Source organism: Companilactobacillus muriivasis (assembly GCF_036246245.1).
GTDB lineage: Bacteria > Bacillota > Bacilli > Lactobacillales > Lactobacillaceae > Companilactobacillus > Companilactobacillus muriivasis.
In genome coordinates, this window is sequence record NZ_BTTQ01000006.1 from 58,799 (window position 1) to 78,094 (window position 19,296).

Sequence of the window (19,296 nt, forward strand, 5' to 3'; positions counted from 1 at the left end):
TCTCCTCATCATATACACATACTTAACGAAAATAAGACATCCATCCCCCAAATTGTCACGAGAGAATATCGGTGATCCCAAAGAATTGCAGTAAACTCACGAAACATTGCCGGCCACTTTAACATCTTGACCGTTCTAGCCGCCGCAAAATTAACCTTTATTCCCAACTTTTTCGCGTAAAACTTGGTTCTAGGCAGATGATAATCGCTCGTAACTATGATAACGCGTGGGTGATTATCTTTATGCCATATATTACGAATTTTTATTGAAGAAAATCCTAAATTTTGAATAGTATTTTTAGCTTTTGTTTCCATAATAATCATCTCAGCCGGAATCCCAGCATCAACTAAGTATTGCTCCATTAATTCAGCTTCCGTGGGCAAATCGATTGAACTTCTGCCACCAGTGACAATTATCTGCGGTTTGACGTCAAATTTATCATATATCTCAATTGTTTTATCCAACCTTGAAGCCAATACTGGTGTTACTCGCGGAGTCAGGCATTTACTGCCCAAAACCAACAGGAAATCTGTTCCCTGCAGCGCCTGTTGCTTTTTCAAAGTCTGATCCAATTTCCACATATATATCATCATTACCAGCAACAATATCAAGTTAAGCGTTGCCAAACTAAACGCAAAGGCACTGACATATTTACTAACTGAAAATTTGGCAATCAAGTAAAATCCGACAATTGTTGCACTCGCCAAACTAATTGCCCAAACAGGCTGCCGACTATAAACGAATCTAATTCGATAAACCACTAGTGCTTCAATGATCGTAACAATGACCATCAGTAAAAAATTCATGGTTCCCCTCCAGAACTTAATTTAAGCTGAATTTTAATTTGGGAACGGTTAGTGGAAAGTCCTTCACCATCGTCCAAGTTACCGTTGTCGAATCTTTGTCCGGCTGTCTCAATAGGAATAATTTGTTATCCAAAGACCCATAAATCAACAGTTTCCCTTTAGTTGTCGTCACAGCAGGCCCATTTTCAGAATAGGCTGACGGCGAAACGAGGAAAATATATTGCATCAATGGCTGTTTACTACCATTAACACTGACTCCTTGATAATCGCTCGGCTGAATATTTGTTCCATACAAGTCGCCAAAGTTAACGCCAATATTACCGACTTTCTTATCATGATTGTCAGAGATTGCCCCAACCAATTGCATCAAATCAGCGTTTGAAGTCAATGGATTGGCAACATACTTATCATAATAATCTTTCGTCTGTGTAATAGCATCTCTCAAGCTCGTCTGTTCCGAAGTCGATTTGGTTAACAAGTTAGCCTTGGTATTCTTTTGACCATCTTTGACCCGCACAGTATAGTCACTCGAGAAGAGGTACAACTGGTCCCCGTCAGCTTCCATACGAATCTTAGCCCGGTCAATCTGATTACCAGTCGACTTCGAATTAACTTTCAAATTAACACTCTTAGGCAAAAGTTTATCCTGATTTTGCCCATGATAATAATAATTAATCGTCAAAAGATTCTTCGGCGTTAAATAAATTTTTCCATAAAGACTCTGAACATTCCCAGTCTCAACCTCCGTTAACATAACCACTTTATTGTCAGTTTTGTCAGTCAATTTCTGAGCTGAATGCTCGGTCAAAGTCATCTGGTAAGTTCCATTTTGATTGATAGTTAAATTTCCATCTGTTCGACGATAATCAATAATAGTAGAAAAATCATAATTACCAATCAACGCATTGTTAGCTGTCAGTGGCTTCGTATTAGCGTTCACATCGATAATATGATCCGGCAATTGATCATAAGCAATCGTCTGAGACTTAGTTTTTTGCGACTTGCTGATATTGGACTGCTTGTCGCGTTTGGTAATATAGGCAAATTTGTAGGTATCGTTGCCCGATTGGACATAGTAACCCTTCATATGTTTGCCATAAACATTTTCATGATAGCTCTTAATAATTTTCAAGACTAAATCAGTTTTAGCCGTTTTGAAAGTAATCGTTTTGCCATCACGGTCCAAAGTATATTTTGGATTATTAAATTGATTATTGAAACGATTGATACCAACTTTTCCGTCAATCGTCGTAATATCTTTAATTTCAGCACGTTGATTCTTTAAAAATTTAATTGAAACTGTATCGTTCTCGCCTTGATCTTGGTACAAATACCAAGTCTTATTCGATGCAACAACTTTTGACGTCTCTTTCGGCTTACAACCTACCAAAAGTACGGCAAAAAGACACAGCATGCTCAAAACAACATAGATTTTTTTACCCATCTTTATGCCTTTCTCATCCAACAATTATACAACTTGTTCCGCCTCCGGTTGATAGCAATATAGCCTGCTATGGGACCGGTTCGAGCCAAAGGACGGTCTCGAGCCTCGATTTTGAGCCTTGCAAAACCAGCAAGTCTCAAAAGTCGTCCTGTGGAGTAAGAGCTAAAGCTCTTACTCCACTTGCACAGCCGGCTATATTGCTATCAAGCTCCGGCTAGGGATTATTCACTATTTTGTCTCTCTTCTATTTTTATGGCGACAAATATTTCAAAATAAAGTATTACAATTTTATATGGTTTTTGATTCTTGGTTTTAAAAGATGCTCATAAACTAATTTAATAATAGTAAGAACATGTTCCGTTTCTAATTCAATAATTCAATAGAAAGCAGTAACAGATGCCGCTGCAGCAAGCCAACACTTTAGCTGGAGGTTGCCATGGATTGAAGACAGCGGTGAAGGTGGCGTTACGGCTTTAGCCGTTACACCACGGGGCGACTTTGGATACTTGCCGAACTTGCAAGGATTCAAAGCGAGGGGCGAGACCTTGGCTCGCGCCGGTCCCCACCGCAGGCTTCAATCCATGGCAGCCTCCGGCGGCCTCCCCCTATTATTGAATAATGATAGCAAAAAAAGACACGCTTTTCAGCGTATCTTTTAGAATAACTAACTATCAAAGACAGTTTATTTCGTTATAAATTATTTGTTGCCTGTAACATAGCCGTTATCAACCCATTCGTTTGTAGCAACACGACGATATTGTAGACCATTGTATTCCTTAACTTGGTCTGTATACCATAGTGAGTTGTTGGCTAGAGCACGGTCAGAAATGTTTTTAACACTGCCGTCATTTTGGAAAGCAACTAATGGAACGAAGTTACCTTTAGAATTGTTAACACGGATGTTACTTGAGTTAGCAGCATCGCCGTTACCATTATTTACGTTATTGTTGTTATTATTGCTACCAGAGTTTGTACTACCCTTCAATTGGTTGTAGTACTTGCCAACTAGATCATAGAATTGATCCATGCTGTAGCCCCATTTAGCGAAGTAGCCAACTGGGTCAGTATGAGTTGTTTCATGCCATTTTTTACTTACAGCATCATGAGACATAACTGTCACACCTGGTGTAAATGGCAAGTTATATTGAACTAATTTTGAAGCTGTGTAATATGCTTGGTTAGCAACTGAACGTGCAAAAGCATCGGTCGTACCAACTTCACACAATTCAACGTTGATAAATTTGGCATTAGCTGTAGGACCTGCACCCCAAGTAGTGTAATCCGTATTCTTAATGTTCAAAATTTGGTTGTTGTCGACAAAAGCATGAACGTATGTGTAAATATTTTTCCACTCACGATTGAAGTATGTAGCTTCGTTTTGAGCAGTTGCCCCTGGTGTAGCTGTTTCATGAATAACAACACCTTCTGGCTTACCAACACCATTTTCATAGCCTTGCCAAACACTGAAAGTTCCTTCTTGATTTGTAATTGAAACTGGTTTGATGTTATTAGCATTGATGTAATTATTAATAGATGACGTTACAGCTTGAGCTGTTTGAGTGTTAGCACCGAGTGTAGGAACTACCTGTCCTACCGTTGTAAATCCGATACTAGCCAAAGCAACAGAAGTTGCCACAGTCGTCATAATTTTTTTAGATACCATAATATATATTTCCTTCCCGCCGTTAATTTCCTTAACGATATAAATTATAACAAGTTTTTTCACTAATTTGACAAAAGTAATACGCCTGTAATCAAATGGTAAAATTCAACGAACGCTCATATGTCGTAGTTTTTTCAAAAGCCTATTGCGACAGTACCTCAGGCCCCTTGATGTATGGTTATAACGCTTCGCCAATATTACTAAAGATTGTCCATCGATAAAGTGTTCTTGTAAGATAGCTTTCTCAATTTCCGAGAGTTCGTTTAAATTCACAAAGTCCAAATCAGCCAACAACAATACCTCTGGAACTCGTTGAAAGTCGAACTCTTCAAGACTATGGAAGTCGTTATAACGCTTCTCCTGTCGCAACATATCTGTCAATCTCCATGTTAACTTCTGAAAAACATAACGGTTGAATTTAGACAAATCGTCTTCATTTTGACAGTATTTAACATAAGTTTGGGCATAGAGAATCATTGCCTCTTGAAAATAATCGTCATAATCGCAGCGAGTTACGAAAATATGGACACGTTTCAAGACGCCATGAATCAACCTTTGATTTTGTAATGCATGTTGAAAGCCTAATTCCAGATCAGTCATAATTGTGAGTTCTCCTGGGTTTAACTCACAAGCGCTTGTGGTGGAATTAATATAGCAAATCCTTTCCTGTAATATTAATTGCCAAAAATAAAAACAATAAGCTGAAGGCAAATTCATTTCCAAAATTGCACAAAATAAAAAGCCGGTCAACCACAAAATATGGTCAAACGACTAAAATTTAATCTTCAATAGAATTAGTAAAGTCAATGAATGGAATGTTTTGGATTCCAAATTCACTCAAACCCGTAATATTACTTACCAAAGGTCGTATATATGATAACAGTAAGGATGGAGCATTAGTTCTAACAAATGACTCCTCAACATCCTTAGGTGTACTTTCAGGCCATCTAAATCTAGCAGCCATACTTACTATTAATACAAAAGGATCCTCATTTGAAGACAAACTATCATCCGAAGATATATTTGTAACAGTTAATACAACATCAGACGAGTGATATTCCAGCTTAGTATCTATACCACTATTACTCGTCTTTAAATTCATCTTTATATTCTTCGAATTCTTTTTATCAAATTTTGGATTTGGTTGAAAAATTGCACGTTTCAAAACCGGATTTGTGAATTCCAATATACTTTTATTTTGTTCAGTATTCATAAAAACTAAGCAGCCCTTTCAAAATCATTATTACTTTTATTCAAATGATTTATCTTTATATCGGAATCAATTTGTAGACTTGATAAATCATGAGTTGGATTTAAAAATTCTTTTAAATCTAAACTGTAATCTCCACTGTCATTAGTGTCATAAATAATTTCATATTCATCATTATTAATAAACAAATTATCCGATTGAGCAGTTAAATCATTAATAACATAATTACAATCTGTTGTAACATTATTTTTAATTCTAACATCAATATATTCTTCAGTTCCATCTGGATAAATAATATTGTTGTTAGAATTATTCTCGATTAAATTAATCCCTGCTTTTTTTGCAGCATCCAAAATCGTTTTTTTATCATAACTCATTACTTTATCAACTCCCTTCTAGGATGAAGTATAAACTACTCGGTTACCCTTTTCAATTGTGAGATGTCTATTAACTCTGGATCAACAACAACCAATTGTCTACTTTTAGACTCTAAGCCCAATTGTCCCAGAGATCTTATTTCGGAATTAAACGGTCCAGAAAATGTATAGGAACAAGCTTTAATATTTTCAACGTTATAAAACAGCTCTAAATACTTTGACCTTAAAACTATGTTTTTTTTATCGGGGTTCTTTTTTATATAGGCCTGCTCTTCTTCACTATACTCAAACGCATATTTCTTTGACTCCATATAGCCTACAAATTCATTAAAAGACTCAAGACCTGTCTGACTGTCTAAATCAAGATAATATTTGGGATTTATTTCAAAATCATATTTAAGAACACACCCAACAGGATCTTTTTTAACTCTATGAGACCAATTAAATGCTGAAACATAATCATTTATAAAGAAATAAACTCCCCCTCCTAACCAATGATCAGGGCGTTTTTTAAATGATATCGTATGCGTTTTTATAATTTCTTTAAACTTTTTCTCTGTAGTTCCATGATAAATGAAAAATCGCATCAGTTTTATACATACCCCTATTTACATTTTAAGAAACACCAAACCTTATGGCAAATATAATATATCACAAAGTCACATTTCAAAATGAAGTCGGAGTTCAATTCCTAATAAACCTTTTTCATCCTCGACAAGTTCTGACTGTAAAACTTAATCAATTCTACTTTTTGAAGTTGTTCTATTCCCAGATTGAATAGAATAGCTTTTTTGAATGCAACAATCATCTCACGCAAATTTTTCACTTTCATTTCCATTTGCTCATGGTTCAGACACTGACAATTTTCAAATGGTTCCAGCAATCCTAAATTAGACGGTGGTTGTAACTCGCAATTCCCCCAATTTACTAAAGCTTCTAAAAATAAAAAATTAGCTCGGCTTAGTAATGCTACGTCGTGTACTCTTTTTCCAAAGTCGCCTTTTATAAACTCCAAACTAAATCTACTTCCGTTGATTGCTATCAAATGTAACACCCCATTAGAAACCTCCGCCTTACTTAATAAATTGGGAGAAATCCAGTCGGTATTCTTGCGACTTCCACCGCTAATAGGCATATAAGTTTGATATCCATGAACGAATGGAATGTATTTTTTGATACCAAAAAGGCTCGCCAACACCTTACTTACGGTGAAGCCGAGCCCATTTGCTTTATATAATTCATTCATCAATTGCTTAGTTGATCGTTCCTCAATAATTACGCCCAGATCCAAATGTAAAATTAGTGATTTGATATTCGGAACTTCAAAATGGGATACATCAAATAATGCGACTACTTTGTTATCCATTTCAAAATCTTCATTGCGCCAAAGCGAGTAATAACCGTTTGTTAATAGATATTGTTTCGAAATTTCAATTGATTCGAATTGATATAATTTCAAGATGTTTACCTCTTAGCAGTGCAGTATTTACTCACTTCTGAGTATGCCGAAAATATAACATGATTGGAAAATCCTAGATACATTTTCTGTAAGATTTTATTTGTTTTTCAGATATTTTTTCGTAATACGGGATTGCTTTAAGTTATATCACATTTTAATTTTTTTAAACAAAATATTTACCGAACTTAATACTCGTTCAAATGACAATTTTTTAGCAAATTTATTCTTTTTAGAATAATTAATCCATTCGTTATGCATTTTTTGATCAGTGGCAATTAAATCAAGTACTGACTCGCGAATTGTCCAAAGTTCTTCGGTATCCCTTGAATGCATAACTGATTTAAAATCATCTGATAAATCATCAATATCTAGCTGAGTGGTAGCTGGAATGATATATACGTCGTAAAAATCTTTCATACGAGTATTGGCAATTCCCCTCTCCAATACAGTCTGCAACTTCTCAGCTAAGATTTGTTCAGGCCGATATATATAAATTGGGATTTTCTTATCACCAATTAGTGGCTGATAATCCCATTCAATTGCTCGCTGCTCTAGAGTTTCACCAGTAACAACATCTAAGTGGAAATTATCCTTCATTTGTCCTAATTGACCCATTATTCTGACTCTTAATCCTTGATAGGCCTTTTCCTCTTGAATCTCTTGAACATCTATCAGATTAAAATCCGGACTGCTTTCGTCTTTGTTAGAAATGATTTCTTTAATTATTTTACTAAGTGTTACGGTGTCTACAGTAACACCTCTTACTAAGGTATCCAAATCAACTGTCGTTCGTTTCTGTATTCCAGTAATAGCTGAAAGAACAAACCCACCTTTCCAAATAAAATTATCAGCGTATTTAGATTCAGATAATAATTTTAGAAAACAATCAATAAAAAACTTTTTCTGTAAAATATCAAATGGAACGCCTGTTTCATCGCGCTTGGCTTTCAATTTATCCTTTATGCTCTGCTCTTGGCTCCTCCTCGTACTCATATCATAATTTCCAATCTATTTCTGACTTTTTCAAAAGCTCCCATCTTTTTAGCAACAAGCATTAGTCTATTAACTCCCACCTTTGAATCTTTCAGATATCGTCTATAGGCAGTATTAATAACGTCTGTACTCACTGGTTCACGAAGTACATCCACCAGCACCCTTTCTTTGCTATATATATTGATTTTCTGTTGTGTTCCAGACACATCCATTTTTTCAACAAACATATTTAATACATCATCACTTACTTGTTTAACTACAATTCCCTCAGTCCATTCTTGCATTGTACTAGGCAATCTATACCCACGCTTGAATGTCATAAAGGATTTATATGGGTACTCGTCACTCAATCCCCAAAGATAGAGTGCTGTAGATCCGGAATATATTCCTTGTTTTAGTACCAACTGACGAAGTAGAAAATCATTTGGATTCCATGACGAATCTACTAAAATACCACGACCAATGTATTCAAGAATTCCGGAACTTATCATATCTTGGATTACTTTACTGTTTTCAATTTCCGAAATATTAGAATCATTAATGATAGCTTCATCTTCAAAATATCTCTTTAGTTCATGATAGATTTTTATTTTAAAATCTAAATAATTAATCACACCGTGTTGTCTTTTTATATTAGAATCGTTCTCTTTCAAAATGTCTAGAATCGTTGGATGTTCACTAAAATTTTTTCTCTCCAAATTACTCACTCCAATCTTTTAAGTAAGATTTCTATATACTGAATATTATCATTCAATTTATTATATTTGAAGTATTTTAAACCGGTTTTGCATATCGTACTTAAAATTCGAAATATTTAAGTATATATTAGTATATTTTAGAAATATGCTTAAATGTAAAATAACTAAAAAAATATGCTCCCAGTGATTTACTGAGAACATACGCTTTGATTTTTGTTATTTAAGGTTATATAGGCAGTGGCTCTAAAACGAGTTCCGACAGGGCAACTCCTTCCGCTTTGCCTAACTTCCCAAATCATCCGCAAGTACGGCGGATAATTCGTGAAGTCATGCAAATGCTCGGGAGCTGACCGCCCTGTCTCCACTCTCTAACTAAAACGAGTTCCACAGGCCAATTTCTTCCGCTTTGCCTAACTTCCCAAATCATCCGCAAGTACGGCGGATAATTCGTGAAGTCATGCAAATGCTCGGAAATTCCCGGGCCTGCTCCACTCTCTAATCTGCATTATAAATACAATAAGTTCCATTAACCCAACCGGCATTTACTTTATACCAAGTTTGTCCATCGACAATTTGCTTTGACGTAACACGCCAAGTTGTACCATCTGCTAAGCGTGCTCCGGTAAACTTATTGTTGGATGCTGGGCTGTTATATACGTTAACTCCATAGCCAGGAATGTAATTGATTTTAACCATACCTGAAACCGATGTAACATAATTTGAGCCTTTAACTTGTACGTCATTGGCATTGACCCATTGATTAGTTGCCACGCGATACCAAATTGAACCGTCTGAATGAGTCGATTTCTTATCAATCTTCCAATCGGTTCCACTGGCTAAACTAACCGCTAACACGTTGTGTTTGTCGTCATAAGCTCTGGCACTTGGTGTCGCTGTAACGTGCACGATATCTGGATATGAAACGATATCATCGTCTTTATATTCATCATTAGCCATTTGCGACTTCAAGCTAACGTCTGTTGCTAAAACATAAGCGTTATTTCCCACAAAGTAGAAAGTATTGCCATCATCGTCAACTACGTATGCAGTTGTAATCCAAGCGGATTGGTATGGCAAAACTCGACTAGTTGCGGCTTTTTTATTGGCGGCACTATAAACTACCGATCCACTATTGTTAACAATCACTGCTGTATCAGCAATTTTAACAGGTGGATTGGATTTTTCGGATGCTAATTGAACATCAGATGCCAAAACATATTCGTTGGAAGCTACTTGGTAATAAACGGTTCCATCAGCAGCGACAACTTTTGAAGAAATGTGCCATGAAGTGTTGTATGCCAATGCACGGTTAGCAGCAATCTGATTGGGATTAGCATTGATATAAATTTTAGCTAAACTTTTATTAGTTACAGTAGCGGTATCATCCATTGCTGTTTGTGTACCACTGACTGAATTATCACTAGTACCTCCGGTACTGGCTTCGCTATCATATTGTGTCAAATTATAAGTCTCGATTATCCTATTCAAAGTTGATGCATAAATTGGACTGGTGGCATATCTACCTTGCAACCAAGCCGTAGCATCTTTATATGAGGAAGTTTTTTCTTTCCAAGTCCCGTCGTAAAAATTAGGGGCACCGGAAATTCCGCCTCTTAGTAATGCGCCGTTATCGGCAAAAGAATCATAAATACTAGGATACTTTCTAAAATTGGCATAAATTGTGTAATAGCCTTTATCAGCACTCCACTCTTGAGTAGGCATGCTGACGTATGAGCCATTATAGTCACCTTTGACACCGAAATAATTGTTCGATTGCGTCGACAAAGTTGATTGTCCCCAAGAACTTTCAATAATAGCCTGTGCCATCATAACTGAGGCGTAGACATTATATTTGGAAGCTGCCTGTTGAGCAATTGGTCCAATATTTTTTAGAAAAGCATCTTGTTGCGCCTTGCTAACTCCCGCTGTAGCAGAGGCTTGCGTAATTGAACGCACAGCACTAGCCGGCAAAACACTGTTAGTTTCAGCACTATTTTCGTTTTCTTCAATAGCATCCGCAGCACTTTCACTGATTGGAGCTCCTTGTGCGTCCATTACACTGGCAACATTCGGATCCTTAGTATCAGCAACTTTGTGATCTTGGTCATCATCCTGATTTCCATCATCAGTAGCAAGTGCAGCTTTTACTGGAGAAGCATTCGATGATACACCAACTGCTGCTAAGAAACTTGCTAGAGCAGTAGAGGCAACCCATTTTTTGTTCATAATTGTCTCCCTCCAATTATAAAAATATAACTAACAGTAGACTACTATTTAAAAGGGTTGCCTTCAATAAAACCTTAAGAAATCCGGCTATTTTTAAAGAATTTTCTTTTATTTTCATTTTTGGGGTTCTGCCGCCAGAGAGTTCCTGTGAATTTCAGCCGCTATGGGGACCGGTCCGAGCCAAAGTGCGGTCTCGAACCTCGCTTTTAAGCCTTGCAAGTTCAGCAAGTCTCAAAAGTCGTCCCGTGGAGTAAACTCCACCTGCACAGCGGCTGAATTCACAGGATCTCTCTGGCTAGTTTTTTAAAACTAACTGATGTCTTAGATTATTCAGTTGGTATTGGAATCTTCGTAATACTTGCCATCTATTCACTCTATATTTAAATTACGAAGAATATTTGAAGATTGAAAGAATAAACTAAAGATATTTATATTATGGACATCCAATTAGTCGTAAGAACTGAGAATATTAACCTGCTGTGAGTGTGGCGTTATGGCTTTAGCCATTACACCACAGGACGAGTTTTGAAATTCGCGTACTTTGCGAAGTTCAAAATCGAGGTCTGAGACCGCACTTTGGCTCAGACCGGTCCGCATAGCAGATTAATATTTTCAGTTCTGGAGATGCCCCCAAAGAAAAAAGATTAATACCTATGATTCAGATATTAATCTGTAGTTTCTATATAGGTAACGTATTCGGCTTCGATCCATTCGCCATCTTGAGCGATTCGATAAAAGACTTTGCCATCGTCGCCGGTTCCCTTGGCATCTGTATACCAAGCTGATTCACCTTTAACATATTTATCTTGCAACATTTTACGATTTACTTCATAAGAGTCAAACAAAAAGACGACATAACGGCTATCTTGGTTGACCTTTACAAGACCTTGTACATTTTCAAGCATTGTAATACCACCTTTTAAGTTAATACTGGTTTTATTATACCTTAAATGTTTAATTAAAGGTTGCCGTTTTTCCGCCGGAGAATATAGGTGAATTTCAGCCGCTATGGGGACCGGTTCGAGCCAAGGTTTCTCACCTCGCTTTTGAGCCGAAAATCACGTCTCAAAAGTCGTCCCCAGCGGCTGAATTCACCTATATCCTCCGACTCCCTTTTTTATCACTGGATATTATTTCAATAATTTGGACTTTTTCCTCTAATAACAAATTTAAGGACATCAAAAAACAATTTTGATACCCAATAATTACCCAAGGTTACGAGTTTTGCAAAAATTGCAAACGTCGTAACCTTGGGGATAACAAAAGCACTATTGAAAACATTCAGTCTATATTTTTGAACTTACCTTAACCCCCTGTATAATGTATTTGAAAGCAAGAGAGATGTGGCAGACATCTATAAAACCAGACAGAAATGTAGAACATATGAGTCTATCGGTTGCTGAAACCACAATTAAATCAGATATAAATGTACGACATACGGGCGTATCGGTCGCTGGGACCACAACTAAATCTGCTAAGGAAAGTTATCAGTTTAATTACTGATAGCTTTTTTATTTTATCTGTCCTCTAAAATGTACATATTCTTTTATACAGTAAAAGCCCCAACATTTCACATGCTGAGGCCTTTATTATTTTATATATGCAGTGGCTCTAAAACGAGTTCCGCAAGCCAATTTCTTCCGCTTTGCCTAACTTCCCAAATCATCCGCAAAGTACGCGAATAATTCGTGAAGTCATGCAAATGCTCGGAAATTCCCGGGCTTGCTCCACTCTCTGAAATTCACTCTCTACTTATCAAAATAATATTCCCAATATCTTGGAACTTGCTGATTCAACAAATCATTGACCCAGACAAATTTTCGATATGGAACGTGCTTGGTTAATTCTACTTTGCCATCATAATATTCAGGATCATCGACTCTGGACAAATTAGCTTCATAATTGGTCGACATTATATTTAAATATTCGCCGCCTACTACAACTAATACCAACACTAATAAACCTGTTAGCCAATTTTTTACTTTCAAATTATCCATCGCTGCCAGAACGAATCGCATGGTTATTAAATATGTAAAAACATACGTTAAAAAGTTGCCCCGGCAATTGATTGGTGCTGATACGAATAACAATTGTCCCATGATAACGCCTGTCATCAGGAAGTAGAGCCACATTTTAGCATCAGTTTTGAAGAATAGAAAAATGCTGTAACCGATAAATGCTACCAATAGTAAACTGACTATTCCTTCCATATTGGAGAGATTATCGTCAATCTTATTGTAGCCGTACATATAATTGAGCTCGAATCGCTTCAGATAGACGTTTATTGCAATATAGTATCCTAAAAATGCCAGCGTTATAACGGTTAAAATCGACTTTTTCATAATGGAGAAATCAGCTCTAAATATCAAAACGGCAATGGCTAATAAAATTGCTACCAACATTGCCACATTGAAAGTTATCAACCAGAAATGGGTAATTCTTGCGTAATTTTCCCAAATTTTGAGCGGATCAAAGGTTGTATTTCGATAAATACTCTTGCCACGGTAACCACGGTGGGTAAACATCGTCACGGCTGCCACGACTGCTCCCAATAAATAAGTCACATGGTAAAGTTTCGTTTGCTTGCGGAAATGGAGAATCACGAAGATTCCTAACGCTATCTGCGCTACTGTCATCGTTTCGGTGAATAGTCCACCAATGTATGCCAAAACTAAAGTCCCCAGTGCCATGAATTGGTTGAAATCTTTTTCACGGCCTTTTTCGACTAGCCATATGTAAACTAGTGCTAATGCAATCGGTGGCACGTAATTTACGAAACCGGCGTTCCAAACTAAGATGTTGTTCAAAAATCCATCTTGCAACGTGAAGACAAATAAAAATGACATGACTAGCGACAACATCGTTTTTCCGGATAAGCGCCACAGCCCCCACAGTAGCAGCGTCCAAAATATTGCATAGGTTAAAATGGCGATTGGTTGGTAATGCATAGTGATTATTTCCAAAGTATTGCCTAGATATCGGCCATTGCTGCTACCACCATAGATTGATTGCGGTCCAAAGAACATATGATGAAGTAAGTAAGACCCCCGCGGTCCCCACCAGAAATAATCATCCCCAGATGGAATTACAAAATATCTGAATACCCCAAAATAGATCAATGAAATCACAAACATCAACGGTGTGACAAACTTCTGCCAAGGGTTGAATTTACTCGTAATTTTATTTTTCATGATTGTTTAAGTTTGCGCTATATTCCTCGATTCCGCAAGACATTTATTGTGTTGCCGTCTCCGGTTGCTAGATGATTTTTTTACCTGCTATGAGGACCGACTTGAGCCAAGGTCTCAAGTCTCGCTTTGAAGCCTCGCAAAAACCGCGAGTCTCCAAAGTCGCCCTGTGGTGTAAGTGCTAAAGCACTAACGCCACCTCCATAGCGGGTAAAAAATCACCTAGCAACCTCCGACTAGTTTGACTGGAGTTTTAATGATTTTCACATATAATTCATTAAAATTTCGGCACATCAACTTGCATTTCGATAACACTCAAATTCCCTTTCGATACAAAATATACGAGTAGATCACCGGTATTATAATAATTATTGCTAAAATGAATATCATTAATGACAGTGACGAAAACAGTGCCACAATAAATTCAATTATTCCTCCAACAATAAATACTTTTGATCCAAAGTTATTTGTTAATCGCCAATTTTCCGTACTCAACATGGTCCAAGGTAATCGAATCCCAATTATTGGATTAGTTTTAACATACTTCAATACCACTCCTAAAATAATGAGTATGATGCCAAACAATAAACTGAGCATTGGCTGTTTGGAACGATTAACGTTATTATTTAACGCCGTCGATATCATAACAAAATTTAGCCATATTGAAAGAATTGGCATGATTGTTAAAACCGTATAAACAATGCCATTTTGTACATCATATTTCTTCGAATGTTGGTCAATAGAATACAGAATCAATCCCTGTACCAAGGTTAATATAACAGGTAAAGCCAGCACTGCTACTGCTTTGGACGACCAACTGTCCGGTACCATTTGGGCATTAAAATGGGTCGGAAGTTTTTCAGGTAACTTATTCCAGTAGAATATATCTGCTAACGCTGGTAACCAAATCGTTGCAAAAATCCCTAGAATAATCAGATGTTTTTTCTTCATTGCCTTTTCCTCTTATGATTATTTTCCCCAATTATAGCCTCCGCTATATAATCAATCATGCACAACCTGTTGCCATATTGTACGTCAAAAAAGCCCCTAGACCATGCACGGTCTAAGGGCTTAACTTCTATAACATCCATTTTTTCAAAACTGGTATCTTACTCAAGATGAAAATAACTACTAATGAAAGCACTGTTGCAAAGAAGAATGTAATCAGATAATGGTTAACTCCCGCCATCTTCTGCACAATTCCAATGCTCAAGCCGTGAACTAGATACACGCCATACGTCAATGGTGCGATAATTTCGGTCAACTTGATGAACCAATTGTGATAGCGACCTTCAAATGATTTCAATACTAAGAAAATCAAGGCAGCGATAACTGGAATGTTCACTACTGAAATTACGGTTAAATAATGGAAAGCTGGTTTTAAACTGACGAATCCAATCAAGACGTTAATTGCCATCAATACGACAGCAATCACGAATAATTGTAGTGGATTATCTTTGGCATGCTTTGTTTGGGTCAACTTATATCCCAATAAGAAATAGCCCAAACTGGTTGAAAAGACTACTTTTCCAACCGTATATCCGTCAAAGTACATGCTGAGATTCTTTGGCAATGCGTCGACTAAAGCTGGTAAGAACATGCTGATGACCATCCACAATGCCAACAAATAATTAAACATTTTATTGTCCATGCCCTCAACCATTGCTTTCAACAACGGCGATAACAAATACAGTGATACCAACGGATAGATGAACCAATACGCTATTAAAACTGGCTGATGATACATCAATAATACGCTGTGGAAAAAGTCATGAAATGTGAAAACTCCATCAATTTTTCTGGCACCGTAAGCACTGATGATCGACCAGAGGATAAATGGCACCAACACTCTGACCAAGCGGTGACTGAACAAATATCCCACGTCTTTAGTCCGCCGACTGTTCAAAATCGTGGCCCCACTAATCATGAAAAATAGTGGCACAGCAATTTCAGTGATCACGACTAGCATGTTTGAAATATCCCAATTTAACGAGCCATCCCTAACTGCCAATCTAGCCGCCAACGAATGTGCTAAAACCACGAGCATCATGGCTACCACACGGATAACGTCGATATATATTACTCTTTTTTTCTTCAAAATATCCCCCGAAAACGTCTACAGGGCTGAGAATATTCTCATCCCTTCCAACTAATTGTCTTCTGTATAATATAAACATTCATATTTAGTAAATAAGTTCTAATTTAATATGCACTAGTAAAAACTATCTTACCATACCGGTTATTTTATTCGGTAACCGGTAATTTGATTAAGGTCAAAGAACTTGGCTTCCCATTGATTCATCAACGCATTTGCCGGTGTATCTAAGGCAATCACACCATAATTGGCGTTATACTGGCTCTTTTGCGTGGTCATTAACGGAACTCTGGCACTCTTATCCTTGGTTGCCTCGGCTTTATAAATTAATTGATATTGTGTCCGCATCTGATGATAGCTGATATTAATATCTTTATAAGCTGGCCCAAAGCTGACTCCAAATGCAATTACAACCGCGGCTGACAAAGCTATTGGCGCCCACTTCAACTCGCCCAATACCGAATAAACTAAAATAAACAACGCTATTCCTAGAAAAATCACTCCACCGAAGAAGGTTCTTTCCGGATATTCTGGTGAAAAAGCCATCGCATAGACAGCTGCCAAATGCCCGATCAAGAAGAACATCACTGCCCAGAATGTATCACCATTAATCCGTTTCATGACGATTCCAGCAATCAATAAAACTGCCATCAATCCATAAATCCAAACCCATTTATCAAAAGTAAGTTTATATATTCCATCAATATTTTTTTGAATAATTTCCCAAGTCCGATGAACATTGCCACGACTTTGCGAACCTGGCGACATCATCATCGTGATAAATCCGACTCCACTAAAAATTACGCTAATTGTCGAAATAAAACTGACCTTATGTTCCTTAATAAATCGTTTCAACATGAACAATAAAATAATCAAAACAGCCGCTGGACCAGAATTTTCGTTCGAAGCTCCAGCTAAAAATCCTAGGACTATTGCACTAAAAATGTTGCCGATATTTACGGAACGATTTTTCAAATTAAAGATAATAAATCCTAAATAAATCACACTCATCCACAAATAATTACCTGATCCTGACAACCACAAGACTGACTGACCAAAATAAGGAATGTAGAACCAAGTGAATCCAAAAATCAGTGGCAAAATAAATGCATTATGTTTCTTGCCAGTTAATTTCACAGCTATTTTATCCATGAATATCAGCAACAATACGTAAATCAAACTGCTACAAATATCGAACGGAATTTTTGAATTAAATTGCATGAAAAATTGCACGATTGAATGCGCCACAAAACGCCCGTTCCACAGCATATAATGATTAAACATCGAGTACGGAATCATCCCTGTACTAATCCGTTGCTGGTGAGCAAATGCCGTGGGCGATGGTGATTGATAGACGAAACGATAGACATAATCGTCAGCCACATACAACGTCTTCCAGTTGAGCAATAGCATAATAAAAAAGACAATTGTCAGAATAATTAGTGACCACCGATATTTTTTTAATTTTGAAAGCACTTCGTTAATGACTCAACACCCCTTATAAACGCTCTATTACTGTACATTATAAAATTATAATTCATCCGCCAAACAATTTGTAAAAAAGTTATCCCGTTCCTACTAAATTAAATAATAATTGCTATACTTAGGAAAAATAATCACTGGGAGAATATTATGCACGCAATTTTACTAAACCGTCGCACTAACGAACGTAAAGAAGTTAAAGTTGGATTCTCATGGACTGAATTTTTCTGGGGCTTTTGGCCCGCACTTTTCAGAGGTGATTGGAAATGGCTAGTAGTCATCTTACTAGTTGATCTCGTCTTAGGTGTTTGGAACAACGGTATTGGTTCAGGATTATTTAATATGATTTTTGCATTCTTTTATAACAAGCTTTACACAAATGACCTGTTGAATAACGGCTTTGAGCCAGCCGACGACTCCTCATATAACGCATTACTTGCCAAGAATTACATCGCATCCGGTCGCAGATTCTCTACTATTAATGAGAATCACTATGGCAGAACTCATTAATATCGATTAGACTTCCAATAAATAATATTTATTTTCAGAAAACCTAAGCGTAGAATGCGATGAATCCTTCAATTCAGACGATTATTTGCTATACTTAATGCAAATGTACCATTATCGGGGAGGATTTATCATGCATGCAACGCTAATTAATCGTAATACTAGAGAACGCAAAGATGTTAAAGTTGGATTTTCATGGACTGAGTTTTTCTGGGGCTTTTGGCCTGCACTTTTCAGAGGAGACTGGAAATGGCTCGTCATCATTCTACTAGTTGACCTAGCCTTCGGTGTCTTTACATGGGGTGGCGGTTCATTTTTCTTCAATCTAATTTTTGCCTTCTTCTATAATAAACTTTATGCCAATGACCTATTGAACGCCGGCTTTGAACCAGCTGACGATTATTCATACAATGCCCTCTTGGCAAAGAATTACATCAATCCGGGCCGTAAATTTTCAAACACAAGTAACGGCTATACAAGTGATTCACAACTTGATCAACTCGACAAATTGAAAGACTTGCTCGATCAAGGTGCCATTACACAAGAAGAATACGATATTAAGAAAAAACAAATTCTCGGACTATAGAAAAAGAGCGCCATCAAACATGAATTAAATCATGTCTGATGGCGCTCTTTTGATTTTACACACTTTTTAATTTTATATTTATAAAAATTACGAATTAATAAGTTGACTATTTTGAATAATCGCTCGACATGCAATAATCATTCGTTATAAGATTATGCCGTATCCAAGAACTAATTACAGATAAGAGACTGCGCCACATTTTCCGATATTCAATTAAAAAAGCAGGAGAATATTATGGTAGAAAACAGAAGAACTTATTTGAAAAAGTGGGAAAACTCACAAGGGGTTATGATTCCGAAAAACGTTCTAACGGAACTAGGAATCCAAGATTATAAAAATCAAGAATTAGAACTGTATGTTGTTGATCAAGAATTAATAGTAAAAAAGGTAAACTACACTTCCCGATTAATGATGAAATTTCATAGATTATTGGACCAAAATAAAAATAATTTGGAATATGATTTTGGTCAGCCACTTGGAAAAGAAAACTACTAATCACACTTTTAACTATAAAAAAAACACCAACCAATTTGTTAGTGTTCTAAAGTGCTTCATAATTGTT

At 36.8% G+C, this 19,296-nt stretch carries 19 protein-coding genes; 3 read left to right on the plus strand and 16 right to left on the minus strand.

What is annotated here, in order from left to right:
* Positions 1 to 8: 8 nt before the first annotated feature.
* The 16 genes from AAA923_RS07880 to AAA923_RS07955 all read right to left on the minus strand — a co-directional run bounded on the left by AAA923_RS07880 (position 9) and on the right by AAA923_RS07955 (position 17,635).
* Positions 9 to 806 carry a YdcF family protein gene (locus AAA923_RS07880; RefSeq protein ID WP_338216140.1) on the minus strand — a complete coding sequence of 266 codons (798 nt, stop codon included), beginning with the start codon at positions 804 to 806 and terminating at the stop codon, positions 9 to 11.
* A 16-nt stretch (positions 807 to 822) separates the two neighbouring features.
* Complete coding sequence (locus AAA923_RS07885; protein ID WP_041501389.1) at positions 823 to 2,250, minus strand: hypothetical protein; 1,428 nt, start codon at positions 2,248 to 2,250, stop codon at positions 823 to 825.
* Between the two features lie 697 nt (positions 2,251 to 2,947).
* Positions 2,948 to 3,913 carry a peptidoglycan recognition protein family protein gene (locus AAA923_RS07890; protein ID WP_338216143.1) on the minus strand — a complete coding sequence of 322 codons (966 nt, stop codon included), beginning with the start codon at positions 3,911 to 3,913 and terminating at the stop codon, positions 2,948 to 2,950.
* A gap of 105 nt (positions 3,914 to 4,018) precedes the next feature.
* Complete coding sequence (locus AAA923_RS07895) at positions 4,019 to 4,513, minus strand: sigma-70 RNA polymerase sigma factor region 4 domain-containing protein (RefSeq protein ID WP_041501392.1); 495 nt, start codon at positions 4,511 to 4,513, stop codon at positions 4,019 to 4,021.
* 178 nt (positions 4,514 to 4,691) lie between these two features.
* Positions 4,692 to 5,126, minus strand: coding sequence for a protein-export chaperone SecB (locus AAA923_RS07900; protein WP_041501393.1), 435 nt, complete (start codon positions 5,124 to 5,126; stop codon positions 4,692 to 4,694).
* A gap of 5 nt (positions 5,127 to 5,131) precedes the next feature.
* Positions 5,132 to 5,500: a hypothetical protein gene (locus AAA923_RS07905; RefSeq protein WP_041501394.1), complete on the minus strand. Its 369-nt coding sequence runs from the start codon at positions 5,498 to 5,500 to the stop codon at positions 5,132 to 5,134.
* A gap of 35 nt (positions 5,501 to 5,535) precedes the next feature.
* On the minus strand, positions 5,536 to 6,087 hold the full coding sequence (locus AAA923_RS07910) for a hypothetical protein (protein ID WP_041501395.1): 552 nt from the start codon (positions 6,085 to 6,087) through the stop codon (positions 5,536 to 5,538).
* Between the two features lie 104 nt (positions 6,088 to 6,191).
* On the minus strand, positions 6,192 to 6,959 hold the full coding sequence (locus tag AAA923_RS07915) for a hypothetical protein (protein ID WP_041501396.1): 768 nt from the start codon (positions 6,957 to 6,959) through the stop codon (positions 6,192 to 6,194).
* A 147-nt stretch (positions 6,960 to 7,106) separates the two neighbouring features.
* Positions 7,107 to 7,952, minus strand: a complete 846-nt coding sequence (locus AAA923_RS07920) for a nucleotidyl transferase AbiEii/AbiGii toxin family protein (RefSeq protein WP_041501397.1) — start codon at positions 7,950 to 7,952, stop codon at positions 7,107 to 7,109.
* Entirely contained in the window at positions 7,949 to 8,650 is a 702-nt protein-coding gene (locus tag AAA923_RS07925) for a type IV toxin-antitoxin system AbiEi family antitoxin domain-containing protein (protein ID WP_048699340.1), read from the minus strand. Before AAA923_RS07925 ends, AAA923_RS07920 begins: the two co-directional genes overlap by 4 nt.
* A gap of 495 nt (positions 8,651 to 9,145) precedes the next feature.
* Positions 9,146 to 10,876: a glycoside hydrolase family 73 protein gene (locus tag AAA923_RS07930; protein ID WP_041501398.1), complete on the minus strand. Its 1,731-nt coding sequence runs from the start codon at positions 10,874 to 10,876 to the stop codon at positions 9,146 to 9,148.
* Positions 10,877 to 11,541: 665 nt separating this feature from the next.
* Positions 11,542 to 11,781 (minus strand): hypothetical protein, encoded by a 240-nt coding sequence (locus AAA923_RS07935; protein ID WP_041501399.1) that lies wholly within the window; start codon positions 11,779 to 11,781, stop codon positions 11,542 to 11,544.
* Between the two features lie 843 nt (positions 11,782 to 12,624).
* Positions 12,625 to 14,067: a hypothetical protein gene (locus AAA923_RS07940; protein ID WP_041501400.1), complete on the minus strand. Its 1,443-nt coding sequence runs from the start codon at positions 14,065 to 14,067 to the stop codon at positions 12,625 to 12,627.
* Between the two features lie 312 nt (positions 14,068 to 14,379).
* Complete coding sequence (locus AAA923_RS07945; protein ID WP_041501401.1) at positions 14,380 to 15,015, minus strand: SdpI family protein; 636 nt, start codon at positions 15,013 to 15,015, stop codon at positions 14,380 to 14,382.
* A 127-nt stretch (positions 15,016 to 15,142) separates the two neighbouring features.
* A complete protein-coding gene (locus AAA923_RS07950; RefSeq protein WP_041501402.1) occupies positions 15,143 to 16,162 on the minus strand; it encodes an acyltransferase in 1,020 nt (339 codons plus the stop codon).
* A 141-nt stretch (positions 16,163 to 16,303) separates the two neighbouring features.
* Positions 16,304 to 17,635, minus strand: coding sequence for a DUF3329 domain-containing protein (locus tag AAA923_RS07955; RefSeq protein WP_041501403.1), 1,332 nt, complete (start codon positions 17,633 to 17,635; stop codon positions 16,304 to 16,306).
* A gap of 156 nt (positions 17,636 to 17,791) precedes the next feature.
* Here AAA923_RS07955 and AAA923_RS07960 point away from each other — a divergent pair, with 156 nt between their 5' ends.
* The 3 genes from AAA923_RS07960 to AAA923_RS07970 all read left to right on the plus strand — a co-directional run bounded on the left by AAA923_RS07960 (position 17,792) and on the right by AAA923_RS07970 (position 19,229).
* Positions 17,792 to 18,151, plus strand: coding sequence for a DUF2628 domain-containing protein (locus AAA923_RS07960; RefSeq protein ID WP_338216158.1), 360 nt, complete (start codon positions 17,792 to 17,794; stop codon positions 18,149 to 18,151).
* A gap of 130 nt (positions 18,152 to 18,281) precedes the next feature.
* Positions 18,282 to 18,734 carry an SHOCT domain-containing protein gene (locus AAA923_RS07965; RefSeq protein WP_338216159.1) on the plus strand — a complete coding sequence of 151 codons (453 nt, stop codon included), beginning with the start codon at positions 18,282 to 18,284 and terminating at the stop codon, positions 18,732 to 18,734.
* A 234-nt stretch (positions 18,735 to 18,968) separates the two neighbouring features.
* Positions 18,969 to 19,229, plus strand: coding sequence for an AbrB/MazE/SpoVT family DNA-binding domain-containing protein (locus tag AAA923_RS07970; protein ID WP_338216161.1), 261 nt, complete (start codon positions 18,969 to 18,971; stop codon positions 19,227 to 19,229).
* Positions 19,230 to 19,296 lie beyond the last annotated feature (67 nt).